Source organism: Shouchella clausii, assembly GCF_002250115.1.
GTDB classification, from domain to species: Bacteria; Bacillota; Bacilli; order Bacillales; family Bacillaceae_D; genus Shouchella; species Shouchella clausii.
This window is the reverse complement of record NZ_CP019985.1, coordinates 4362523-4375031: the sequence shown is the minus strand read 5'-3', so window position 1 is coordinate 4375031 and position 12509 is coordinate 4362523. Positions and strand designations below refer to the sequence as shown.

Sequence of the window (12509 nt, the reverse complement as noted above, 5' to 3'; positions counted from 1 at the left end):
CATTTGAAACATATTATTATTACAGGTACATCAAGAGGAATCGGTGAATCTTTGGCTATTCAATTAATGGATAGGAACCACCATCTAATATGTATATCCAGAACGACGAATCAACGGGTTATCGATCAAGCAAAGGAAATGGAGTGCGGAATAGACTATTTTAATTATGATTTAACCCATATTCAAGATATCGACCAACTGTTCGAAGACATCTTCAGACAAATTGATTTGTATTCCAACGATGAAGCCATCTATCTCATCAATAATGCTGCCATGTTGACACCTGTGAGCCCAATTGAACGGATAAAAACTGAGAGAATAATAGAGAACATCCATTTAAATCTATTAGCACCGATGATCATAACCGCAAACTATCTTAAACGTACCAAGGATATGAATGTGGACAAAAGAATTCTAAATATATCCTCAGCATCTGCTAAATATTTATTACCCTCACAAAGCTGTTACAGCACTGCAAAAGCTGGTTTAGACTCTTTTACAAAGAGTATAGACATTGAACAGAAGCTCGTTACATATCCTGCAAAAGTAGCTGCTGTATATCCAGGCATGATCGATACCCATTTACAATCGGAAATCAGATCCGTAAGTAAGGACCTTTTCCCATATGTTAATGAGTTCACTCAACTTTCTGAGGAAGGGAAACTACAAACGCCTGAATACACTGCTCACAAATTAATAGAGATTCTATTAAGTGAAGATTTTGGAAAGACTGTTGTGATCGAATCGATTGCTCAATAAGTTCCATTTAAGGGTTTACCCAGGCTGGAATTAGATCGGATGCAGATGCTGCTTTTAGGAGAAAGGGGGATCAGGGCTTTTCCATTCCGCGTTCATTAAACTAAGGGAAACGTTAATTGAATATAAACATTAAAACCTCCTAAAGGACTAGATGTAATAGCTCTATTAGGGGATTTCATGTTGAAGACGATGTGATAGATGAAGGGGAGAATAGACGTCGAGCAGCGAGAGTGCTGCTCTTTTTTGCGCGGGCGGTGGTCCAAATCGCGTTGTCCATGCTCGGCTTCATACAATGCATTGGGCCGACGACCATGCTGTTATTGAGCGTATTCGTGTTCAAGGAATCGGTCTTTCCGGTTCTGCTTATCCCTAATTTTGAGAGACTGGTTTTTGTGCCTAACCACTTTGTGGATGGAACAAGAACTACCTTTATTCGCCTTTCAGGATATCCTCATACTTTTGCTTGATTTTGTTCCATTCCGGAGTCAGCGGACCACTTATTTCAAACAATTCTTGAAGCTTGTCTTTAACGGACTTATGAATTGTCTGGCTACTTAGTTTATGAAGATCCAATGCGACCAGAAGCACCTTCGCCCAATCGAGTGTGCAAGCATCGAATGTGTCCGTTATTGGGGGAAAGAACTTGTCCAGCATTTTTTGCGCCGTCCGATAATCCTCTTTGGAATACGTCAAATCATAGAGGGCTTCGAAATGCTTGGCATATTTAGCGCTTTCGAGTGATCGCCAAAACACCGAGTCCGGCCGTTCGCCATAGGGTGTTCCGATATATAGCGTATTGCCGCTAAGATCGGTTAAGATAAATCTTTGGTCGTGCGTTAAATCTTTCAATTTAGAAATGCGAGGATAACCGGAGCGGGGGACTTTGCCGATGTTTTTCTTCAGGTTTGAGGTAAATTCCTCATAGATCCGTTCGACCTCATCTACTTTGATGTAACACATCGTTGCATTTTCGGTCGGTACCGTTTTTTTACTTCCATAAAAATGGATTTCCAGTTCGCCATATCCCATCGAAAGGTACGGATTGGGACGTGTAGACATTTGCAGTGTCGTAAAGCCCAACGCTTCGTAAAATGCGGCTTGTTCCTTAATGGATTGGCAAGGCATGATTGGAATGATTCGATTCACGGCAGTTCATCTCCCCTTTAGAATATCCATTTACTCATTCTGCAATCTCATCATACTACATTCATGCAAATGGTAATGTTCACTCCTTATTGTACGTATACCGTGCTTATTAATTTGTTGCCAATCGGTCATATACTTGAATGTATGAGACGTTACGGCTGTAAAGGAACCTAGGCGTTTTGTGTTCAGTATTGATGGGTGTGTATGAAAGAGACGTTGGGAAATTTAAGGGTAGTTAAGATGAGACAATGGTATGCCTTGGCTAAAAGACGACCGGAGCGTTTCGTTATAAGTTGTAAACTAAACGAAGTAGTTGTTTATTTCGTATTTCTACAACTTATACAATTATTCTTGAACGCATAAATAATGTTTGCCTATAATGGCGTCAAAGATGGGCGGTTTACATAATAGTGTGGCTTTAAACTGTCAAAATGAACAGAGTGAATCGGCGTAGTGCCTAACGGTATTAGGAACGGGCTTTTTCTATGTAATGGGGTTGTTTTGATACCGCCATGGTTTGTAAGGTCGTCTTTAGGTTAATAACTGTTTTATTTGTGCAACTTGTTTTACTACTTCAAGTGTGCCATCCATTATATAATCCGCATGTTTGCTGACGATCTCTTCATGTGAAATAAATATCGGTCTTGCTTCTTCTAAATAACATTTGGCCCATTTTAAAATGTCATTGCCAGAAGAATTAGGAAAATCTCTAAGTAGATACCTTGCAAAGGTGATATCCAAGGGGGTTTTTATATAAATGACTTTATCTATGAACATACCCATTTGTTTATTTTCATAACCGATTGGATAATCTAGAAAAATATAATCATATTTATCTTGTATTTCCTTCAAGTCGTTCATCATCATAACTAATCTATAAGCATTAAAATAATCAGCTGGTTTGTTTAGAATTTCTTTCACATCTGGAGCATTTTCCAATTCATAATGATCAAAGTAAATAGCACAAGCGCTCGGAAATTCCTTTACTAACTGATTAACTAAAGTAGTCTTTCCTCCAGCAGTTACCCCACTAATAGCAATAACTTTAGCACTCATTTATTCAACTCCTATTCTGTAAGTCTAGAGAATGTTAGGTTTAAGGCAATATGAGCTATATCTAATTAGGTACCAGCATATCCCTAAGGCTCGTTTTCTGTCCATCATTCACCTCCCTCCCAACGGTTGATCTAATGATCAATATAGTTAAAACAAAGATTAGTTTATTTCTTGTGTCCACCTATATAGCACCTAATGTCATTTTCTAGGCTTCCTATTTCTTTCTAGCCCACCATGTTAAACCCTGCATCTCATCTAACAATGGATATACCTCACAAATATTTGTTGCTTTTAAAAGCTTGCGCCTACAGTTACTGTAGGTATTACAATGGGGATGGAAGGAGGCAGTCAAATGGATGAAACGTATTCAATTGGTGAATTTGCGAAACTGACGGGCATCCCAGTGAGAACGCTCCATTATTATGAGGAGTTGGGACTTCTAAAACCCACTAGACAAGAAAACGGGCATAGGGTATATAAGATCGAGGACATGGTAGAATTACAGAAAATAGTGAGTTTGAAGTCGCTTGGCTTCAGCCTATCTCAAATAGGTGAACTGCTGAAACTTCCCAAATACGATCAATCTCTGGTTGAGATGTTGAGATTGCAACAGCAGGCATTGGAAGTAAAGCTTGTTAAGATAAAACAATCTCTTGACCTGGTAGGCCGCATGATTGCAATCGTTCAGAATGAGGGTCAATTGGAGCACCCGCTATTGTTCAGTCTGATTCGCAATATGACTCAGGAAGACATGCAACGGGAGTGGGTGGCGAACCATCTATCCGAGTATACAGCAGAAACGCTGTTTGATCGATCAGCGGAGGCGATAAAGAAAATGGATGCGGAAACGGTGCGCTTCTCTCGTGATGTCAAACGATTATCGAAAGGTCCGAGCGATTCGCAGGAAGCCGAGACCGTGATCGGTACATACGTGAACTGGGCGATGACTTACATTGATGAGAAGGCAATCGACAATTTCAAAAAATTGGATGAAGAGCAGTACACCAAACTTGATCAGTTAGTGGAGATGCCATTCAATGAAAGGGAGACGGCTTGGCTGGATAAGGCATTGGCACATTATTTTTCTAAATATATGTTGACTGAACAAGGCGAGCTAATGGTAAAAGTGGCGAATGCTCATAAGGCGGTTATTACCACGGAATCATAAAAGTTTTGTGGAGAGTGATCATTAAGTCATAATTAAACCGAGGTGGGGAATAGTGGAAAATAAAGCGATGAAGCAGCAATTTACGGCATTATTCGAAGAAGTCAAACAGCACGGCAGTTTCAATGGCGTCGTTCTTGTAGCTGTTGATGGGAAAGCAGTGTTATGTGAAGCGATGGGAATAGCAGAATACAAAAACGGTGGCGCACGCGATTTAACAATGGACTCCATGTTTGAACTCGCTTCTGTATCCAAACCGATTACCGCTTTAGGTATTATCCGTTTGCAGCAGCTAGGGCAATTGCACTGGGATGATCCCTTATCTAACTGGATTCCCGAGCTGCCGTATCCAGGGATCACAATACGGCATCTATTAAACCATACATCGGGCTTGCCTGATTACATGGAGTTATTTGCAAACGTGTGGGATCCTACCCGTTATGCTCGCAATGAGGATGTGTTGCGTATGCTGATTGAGCATCGGCCTGACCCGTTATTCGCTCCTAATGAGAGTTGGATGTACAGCAACACGGGCTATATTGTGCTGGCTATCCTGATTGAACGGATTAGTGGCCAGCGTTATGGCGACTTTTTGGACGAGCAGATCTTTCAACTGCTTGGGATGACGCGAACGCAAGTGTATAATCGGCGGGTGGATCCAAGTGCTGTGCCTGATGATTATGCTTGGGGATACGTCTATCGGATTGGACATGGCGGTTACGTCCTGCCTGATGAAGTGCCTGAACTGAATTACGTCCAATATTTAGATGGCTTGCAAGGGGATGGGATGGTTAACAGTACAGTTGGCGATTTGTTGCGACTGGATCGAGCCTTGTATGATGACAAGTTCATTAGTCCAATGCTGCGTCAACTGATGTTTTCGCCAGTGACGATGAATAATGGCGAGACATTTCCCTATGGGATGGGATGGTTGAACGAGTATGACGATCGGCTGGGAAGCATCGTCCACCATTCCGGAGGATGGCCGGGATACTCCACATGGTTCAAACGCTATATCGATCGTGATATCACACTAATCATGTTGCAAAATGGAGAGCGCGATCATGCTTACACGCAACAGTTGGTGAAGAGCATCGAACAGATTATGGCTGGAGAAGCTTACGATGTACCAAGGCCTTTTGAGACTAAGAAAATCATTTCGCTTGAACCGAAGAAAATTGAAGCGCAGCTTGGGAAGTACAGATTTGCCAACGATACGGAAAATTCCTTTGGTGTTGAAGTATATGTGGAGCAGGATAGGCTCTATATGAAGTTGGATAATGGGATGGTATTATCGCTCTTGCCATTGACATCAACACGTTATTATGAAGAACAAACGTCTTCGGAGCTTGAGTTTCTTATCAGTGAAGACGGCAAGGGTATGCGTCTGATCTGGTATACAGGGGATGAGCCAGAAGTGGCTGAACGGGTTGGCTGTTGACACCCTACGCTTTGTAAAAGAAATGACCATCAATGCTGCTGCCGATTCCGAGCAATGATGGTCCGTTTTGATGATTTTAATTCCCATTCCTGAAGCAAGTGCTTCATGTTAATTTGTGGGAGCCTGAAATAAACATAGAAACCCGTGTAAAGACTTGCATAAACAAGGCTCTTCGCGGGTTTTTGGTTCCTCTTCTTTGAATTGACTTCTGCTAGCTTCCAAATCGCATATACAACTTAAATTGTGTTCCTTTGAGGAGTGTCGTTTTTAACTCAAGGCTGATATAAAAAGTTTTGTAAGATCTTTTTACATACGCACTATGAAGTAAGTATGTAGCGTGTATTTCAAATAAACGAAAACTGTTTTTTTCTTCAAAATAGAGTCTGGAAGATAAAAATATCAGCAAATATATGGAAAAGTACAACTTTATCAACCACATTCGCTAAGGAATAGATTAGTAGCGAGTTTGGATACTATCAAAATACATTTTTTGATAACAGAATAAATTTGCTATAAAGGTTACTATTATATCTGTTATAATATTCTTAGCAAGAATGCAAAATATTACAACAGAAAGAAGTGAGTGTTTGGGAAAGTATAAAAATATAGTTTCAATAATCGGTCGCGATAATAAGTTAAGTCGATGTACGGATGCTGAAAATAGAATCTTCAACGAAGAAGAACTTATTAATAGTTGGAAAGAGTCGTACCACGAGAGAGTTTCTCGAAATGAAGATGAGATTGGTTTACGTTTGCCCCAATTTGGAGCATTGTCTGCAATTCGTGCACATTGGGCGACATCAAATTCTCCAGCAACGATTGTCTTACCTACTGGAACAGGGAAGTCTGAAACAATGTATGCTACGATTATTTCTGAAAGAATTACTTCAACGCTTATCATTGTACCGTCTAATCTATTAAGGGAACAAATTTTTGAAGGAGCGAGGCATTTTGGTATACTTCCAAAATTAGAAATGATATCAGATAAAGCTATTTATCCAACGACTTTTCTTTATAAGTCAAAAGTAAAAGAAGAGGATGAAAATATTCTGATTGATGCCCTTGAGGAGGCTAATATAATTGTATCAACTCCCGTGATGATTAAAAATATGCCTTCTTCAGTTTGGAATAAACTGCTTGAAACGGTAGAGGTTATAATATTTGACGAAGCTCATCATCTTGCGGCTCCCGATTGGAGAACGGTGAGAGAAAGATTTATAGGAAAAAAATTCTACAATTTACTGCTACTCCATTTAGAAATGATGGTAAAAAGATTGACGGTAAAATAATTTTTAATTATGGTTTGGCACTGGCTCAAAAAGCCGGGTATTTCAAACCGATCGATTTTTATCCAATACAAGAATTTGACGAGCGAAAGTCTGACGAAGAAATTGCCAAAATTGCTATTAAGCAATTAGAAGAAGATTTTTTGGAAAATGAATATGAGCACGTACTTCTAGCGAGAGCAAGTACTCGAAAACGAGCTGATGAGTTGTATGAAAAAATTTATTCTCAGTATAAAGTGTATAATCCAGTAGTGATTCACGGTGGAATTCCCCCTGCGATGAGGAATAAATACTTGCAGCAAGTAAAAGATGGTAAATCAAAAATTGTGGTATGTGTAGATATGTTTGGCGAAGGCATAGATATTCCAACGTTGAAAATTGCAGCAATTCATGACAAATATAAGTCGCTTCCGATTACACTTCAATTCATCGGACGATTTGCTCGAACAAGTGGCAATAAGTTGGGAAATGCAAAGCTTATCACGAATGTGGCAATGGATGATTTGAAAGAAGCGATTGATGAGTTATACCATCAAGATGCGGATTGGAATCAACTTCTTAATATCCATTCAAATCAAGCTATCAATAAGGAAGTTGAGCTTGGTGAATTCATTGGTAAGTTTGAAAAAGGTCATGTGAAGGAGATAGATTTATCCCAATTAAAGATGAAAGTAAGCACCAGGATGTTCCAACACCCTTCAAAAAAAATATCTGTTAATGGCTGGAAACAAGTATTGGATCCAGATAGAACTACATCATTAATAAATGAAGAAGATTTTGTTTATGTTTTCATTGAGGAAATAGAAACAAAGGTTGTCTGGTCAGATCAAAAGGATATAGTTCAATATGATTATGATTTCTTTGTGTTGTTCTTTGATAAGGATAATGGAATAGTTCATATAAATGAAACTGATGCTGGAAAAGGAAATCGGCTTGTGGATAGTATGTTTCCGGAAGCATCAGCAATTAAGGGAGATTCAATTTATCGAAGCTTAGACGGAATTAATCGATTGATGATTGGAACGCTGGGATTAAAGCAAAAACCTAGTGGGAGGATTAGCTTTAGAATGTTTGCTGGTGCTGATATTAAGGCTGGAATTAGTGAGGCAGTTGCATCGGGTTCGACTAAGTCTAATCTATTCGGTTACGGCTATCAAGACGGAGAACGAATTAGTATTGGTTGTTCATATAAAGGAAAAGTTTGGATGCGCTGGGTAGAGCGGATAAACTTTTGGACAGACTGGTGTCAGAAAATAGGGAATAAGGTATTAGATGATACTATTAATACCAATAATATATTAAATAATTCTCTTGCTTTAGAAGTTATTAAGGAATTTCCAGAAGGTGTCCCTTACAAAATATCGATGCCAGAAACAATTGAAGTTTCTAATTCTTCGGCTAAACAGTTGTATATTTCTAAAGAACAAAAGGTATTTCCGTTCTTTCAAACAGAGTTAAAGAATCCTGGTTTAGTTAATGAAAATCTTCGCTTTGAACTTTGGATAAACGAACGGAAATTTATCTTTGAGCAGATTATTAATAAAACTTCATATAGTTTCAATCAAATCGAAGGTGAAGAACTAATAGTGAGATCAGGTAATAGAACTGTTAAAATGACTGATTATCTGTATGAATACTCACCGGAAGTTTCTTTCATACAAAGCGATGGAACTATTGTAGTAGTCCAAGAAAATTTAAAAACAGTTATCAAACCTAAAAGTGACATTGAATTGCCACTAGACTCTTTTTTTGCTATAGATTGGGATGGATTTGGAGTCGATATTAAATCTGAATCTCAGGGAAGAGGAAGAAAGACTGATTCTATTCAATACGCTACGATAAATAATATTGTAGATCAAACATCAGATATTATTTTTGATGATGATGGATCGGGAGAAATCGCAGATGTCGTTTCTGTCAAAATTGATAAGGAACATTCAAAAGTCATATTTCATCTGTATCACTGTAAATACTCACACGGAGAACTTCCCGGTGCTCGTGTTAAAGACTTATATGAAGTATGTGGTCAAGCTGAAAAATCAATAATGTGGAATGATAATGTCTTAGAGATTGTTCGACGAATGATTGCGCGAGAAAATAAAAGACAAAAAGACTATGGTGTAACTCGGTTTGAAAAGGGAGACCTACAAACTCTTCATATGTTAAAGAAGATGGTGAAATCTGGTTTTAAAACAGAATTTGAAATATCAATTGTTCAGCCAGGAGTCTCGATAATGAAAATTACAGATTCAATGAAACAAATTATTCTGGCGACTGATACCTACCTAAAAGATACTTATGGCTTACGTCTTACATGTTATTTTAGTGAGTAGATAAATTGGTTGTTTTAATTACTGTGGAAAAAAACAATATCACTCGCCTGGCAGCCCCCCCCCCCACTACTCCACCTCCCTATTTTTCCCCGGCTTTGCGGCATACAGTTTCCGGTACGTCTCTGGCGTCATCCCTTCTTTCTGCCGGAACGTGGCGACGAAGTGGCTCGCATCGCGAAAGCCGACCGCTTCTCCGATCCGGCGTACGGTCCAGTCAGGACGGGAAGGAAGCCATTCTTTTGCTTTGCGGAGCCTTAATTGGATCAAATAAGCGTATGCCGTCTGGCCGAATAGATCGCGAAAGCGTTCGTTCAGCTGCCGTTTCCCGATGCCGAGCTGGGCCGCCATTTCCGCCAATCCGATTTCTGGATTGGCGTATTCTTGTTCGAGCCAGTGAAGCAAGTCTTGGACTCGATCTAGCTGTTTGGAGATAGGCGGCCGTTTATCGGTGCGGGCTTCTGTTCGAAGCAATGTCAGGAAGCGGTATAAGTCCGCGGAGTAGCGCCATCCCGACGGATCGCCGCCAGATTCGGCAAAGGCAAGCAAACTTTTCATTTGGTGGGTGATTGGATCGTGGCCAGCCCCCCACTGAAAGTGTTCAATGATGCTCCAGCCAAGTGATTGGACAATGTTCCCAGCCGTGCTCCCGTGAAACGTGATGTAACCGGTTTGCCAACTGTCGCTTCTTGGCTTGTAGTGGTGGGGGGTGCCTGGCGCGAGGAGAATGCCTGATCGTTCTGGCATGTTCCAGGTGCGCCCGTTCATCGACAGTTCGCCTTCTCCTGCCAGCGTTTGAAGCCAATGGTAACACGGGTACCCGTGTGGCCTTGTCATCGGTTCTTGGTCATATTGAATGCCGATTGTCTCTAGCTGCAAGGGCAACAGCTCCGATGGGGTGGCAGGGACGGCTCGACGCATCTTACATACCTCCATATTCTTATATCCATGTACATCAATTTTATATTGGATCTAGCGATTACAACACATATGATTAAACTATTAAATGCAGTTTTATCATATATGGCGAGGTGTGGCAAGATGATTAATGCGAAAAAACCGAAGATTTGGTACGGCGGTGATTACAATCCAGACCAATGGGAACCATCGATCTGGGATGAAGATTTACGCATGTTCAAACTGGCGGGGATCGACGTGGTGACGCTCAATGTGTTCGCTTGGGCAAAAAACCAACCGGACGAGAATACATACGACTTCGGCTGGCTTGATACGATGATGGATAAGCTCCATGAAGACGGGATTGGCGTCTGCCTTGCGACGAGTACGGCCGCCCATCCAGCTTGGATGGCGCGCAAGTACCCTGATGTGCTCCAAGTTGACTTTTACGGGCGCAAACGAAAGTTTGGCGGACGTCATAATTCCTGTCCGAACAGCCCGACTTACCGTAAGTATGCAGTTCGCATGGCGGAAAAGCTTGCCGAGCGTTATAAAGATCATCCGGCTTTGCTTATTTGGCATATTAACAACGAGTATGGCGGGGCAGGCAATTGTTACTGCGATAATTGTGAAACCGCTTTCCGGGAATGGGCGAAGGCGCGTTACGGTTCCCTTGATGAAGTGAATCGAGCCTGGAATACCGGATTTTGGGGGCACACGTTCCATAGTTGGGAAGACATCGTTTTGCCTAGCGGACTGAGCGAGGAGTGGACAGGTGCGAACGGGCGGACGGAGACGAATTTCCAAGGAATCTCCCTCGACTATATGCGCTTCCATTCCGACAGTTTGCTCGAATGTTACAAGCTGGAATACGAAACAGTCAAAAAGCATACGCCGTCCATTCCTGTCACGACGAATCTGATGGGCGCCTTTAAAAAACTGGACTACCATAAATGGGCAAAGCATATGGATGTCGTATCATGGGACAATTACCCACGGTTCGATACGCCTCACAGTTACACGGGGATGATGCACGACTTGATGCGCGGTTTGAAGCACGGACAGCCGTTCATGCTGATGGAACAGACGCCGAGCCAGCAAAATTGGCAGCCGTACAACTCGCTTAAACGTCCTGGTGTCATGAGGCTATGGAGTTACCAAGCAGCGGCGCGGGGCGCCGATACGATTCTGTTTTTCCAGCTTCGCCGGTCAATCGGCGCTTGCGAAAAATATCATGGTGCCGTAATTGAGCATGTCGGCCATGAGCATACCCGTGTTTTTCGAGAATGTGCCGCGCTCGGGCAGGAACTTGGCAAGCTTGGCGATACGCTTCTAGATGCTAACGTTCAGGCGAAAGTCGCATTGCTGTTTGATTGGGAGAACTGGTGGGCGGTCGAAATGTCCAGCGGCCCGTCGATTGATCTTCGCTACGTGGACGAAGTGCATAAATATTATGATGCCCTTTACCGTTTAGGCATCTCGGTGGACGTTGTCGGCGTGGATGCCGATTTGAGTAAGTATGATCTTGTCATTGCCCCAGTGATGTATATGGTGAAAGCAGGTATAGCTGACAAGCTAGAAAAATATGTACATGGCGGCGGCTCACTTATCACAACCTTCTTCAGTGGCATCGTCGACGAGAATGATCTTGTTAAAACAGGCGGGTATCCTGGCGAACTTCGGAAACTGCTTGGCATATGGGCGGAGGAAATTGACGCCTTGCTTCCGAGTCAACGTAACCGGATTGTCGTCTCAGAGCCAGCTTCTGGATTAAAATCGGAATACGAGTGCGGCATTCTTTGCGACTTGATCCATTCAGAAGGAGCCGAGGTCAAAGCGGTGTACGGCGACGATTTTTACAGGGGCATGCCGGTTCTGACTGTGAACAAATTTGGGGCAGGCCAAGCCTGGTATGTGGCGACTAGCCCGGAAACGTCGTTCCTGCAAGATTGGTTGTCTCAGCTATGCTCTTCCATTGGCATTCACCCTCTCATTAACGAGATGCCGGTAGGAGTGGAAACGACGCTTCGTTCAAAGGACGATCAATCGTATCTTTTCGTACTCAATCATAACGAGAACCCTGTCAACATCAAGCTTGGCGAACGTGCTGGCGTTGAGCTGCTGAGCGGCCGCACGCTCGGTGGCGAACAAGAGGAGCTTGCAGGCCGTGATGTATGGATTATTAAACAGAATCAATCGTTTCTAGGGGTATGAACGGATGGTTCATTTGCGTTGAATGAACATGAAACAAACAAATCGAGCACATCAAGGGTGGCCAATATCATTGTTGGCCATCCGTATGAATGCATAATGGCGAAGTAGGTGTGTATTAGTAGCTTCTTTGAGAGATTGTTAAATTACTGAGAGTAATAGAAAACACATGGCAGGATGGCCGTGCGCAAACGACGAGGTATGCGAGCATTTGTTTA

9 protein-coding genes are annotated in these 12509 nt (G+C 42.0%); 6 read left to right on the top strand and 3 right to left on the bottom strand.

The window, feature by feature from the left end; translation table 11 throughout:
• Positions 1 to 3 precede the first annotated feature (3 nt).
• A complete protein-coding gene (locus tag BC8716_RS21485; protein ID WP_094428984.1) occupies positions 4 to 759 on the top strand; it encodes a (S)-benzoin forming benzil reductase in 756 nt (251 codons plus the stop codon).
• A 429-nt stretch (positions 760 to 1188) separates the two neighbouring features.
• Here BC8716_RS21485 and BC8716_RS21475 read toward each other — a convergent pair whose 3' ends face one another.
• Complete coding sequence (locus BC8716_RS21475) at positions 1189 to 1905, bottom strand: DUF8817 family protein (protein WP_094428980.1); 717 nt, start codon at positions 1903 to 1905, stop codon at positions 1189 to 1191.
• A gap of 531 nt (positions 1906 to 2436) precedes the next feature.
• Entirely contained in the window at positions 2437 to 2961 is a 525-nt protein-coding gene (locus BC8716_RS21470) for a nucleoside/nucleotide kinase family protein (protein WP_094428979.1), read from the bottom strand.
• A gap of 352 nt (positions 2962 to 3313) precedes the next feature.
• On the opposite strand from BC8716_RS21470, the gene BC8716_RS21465 reads away from it, so the two are divergent.
• The 4 genes from BC8716_RS21465 (at position 3314) to BC8716_RS21455 (ending at position 9186) form a co-directional block, all read left to right on the top strand.
• Positions 3314 to 4129 carry a MerR family transcriptional regulator gene (locus tag BC8716_RS21465; protein WP_157730513.1) on the top strand — a complete coding sequence of 272 codons (816 nt, stop codon included), beginning with the start codon at positions 3314 to 3316 and terminating at the stop codon, positions 4127 to 4129.
• 52 nt (positions 4130 to 4181) lie between these two features.
• On the top strand, positions 4182 to 5567 hold the full coding sequence (locus BC8716_RS21460; protein WP_094428975.1) for a serine hydrolase: 1386 nt from the start codon (positions 4182 to 4184) through the stop codon (positions 5565 to 5567).
• Positions 5568 to 6154: 587 nt separating this feature from the next.
• On the top strand, positions 6155 to 6856 hold the full coding sequence (locus BC8716_RS22600; RefSeq protein ID WP_218970818.1) for a DEAD/DEAH box helicase family protein: 702 nt from the start codon (positions 6155 to 6157) through the stop codon (positions 6854 to 6856).
• Positions 6760 to 9186 (top strand): DEAD/DEAH box helicase, encoded by a 2427-nt coding sequence (locus BC8716_RS21455; protein WP_218970817.1) that lies wholly within the window; start codon positions 6760 to 6762, stop codon positions 9184 to 9186. Before BC8716_RS22600 ends, BC8716_RS21455 begins: the two co-directional genes overlap by 97 nt.
• Before the next feature lie 66 nt (positions 9187 to 9252).
• On the opposite strand, the gene BC8716_RS21450 is transcribed toward BC8716_RS21455, so the two are convergent.
• Complete coding sequence (locus BC8716_RS21450; protein WP_094428973.1) at positions 9253 to 10104, bottom strand: helix-turn-helix transcriptional regulator; 852 nt, start codon at positions 10102 to 10104, stop codon at positions 9253 to 9255.
• A gap of 120 nt (positions 10105 to 10224) precedes the next feature.
• Here BC8716_RS21450 and BC8716_RS21445 point away from each other — a divergent pair, with 120 nt between their 5' ends.
• On the top strand, positions 10225 to 12294 hold the full coding sequence (locus BC8716_RS21445; protein WP_094428971.1) for a beta-galactosidase: 2070 nt from the start codon (positions 10225 to 10227) through the stop codon (positions 12292 to 12294).
• The last annotated feature ends 215 nt before the right edge of the window (positions 12295 to 12509 follow it).

What these genes read in the sequence shown, in the direction of transcription:
- BC8716_RS21465 (WP_157730513.1), top strand. Translation starts at nt 3,314, where the DNA reads ATGGATGAAACGTATTCAATTGGTGAATTTGCGAAACTGACGGGCATC.
- BC8716_RS21445 (WP_094428971.1), top strand. Translation starts at nt 10,225, where the DNA reads ATGATTAATGCGAAAAAACCGAAGATTTGGTACGGCGGTGATTACAAT.
- BC8716_RS21450 (WP_094428973.1), bottom strand. Translation starts at nt 10,104, where the DNA reads ATGCGTCGAGCCGTCCCTGCCACCCCATCGGAGCTGTTGCCCTTGCAG.
- BC8716_RS21470 (WP_094428979.1), bottom strand. Translation starts at nt 2,961, where the DNA reads ATGAGTGCTAAAGTTATTGCTATTAGTGGGGTAACTGCTGGAGGAAAG.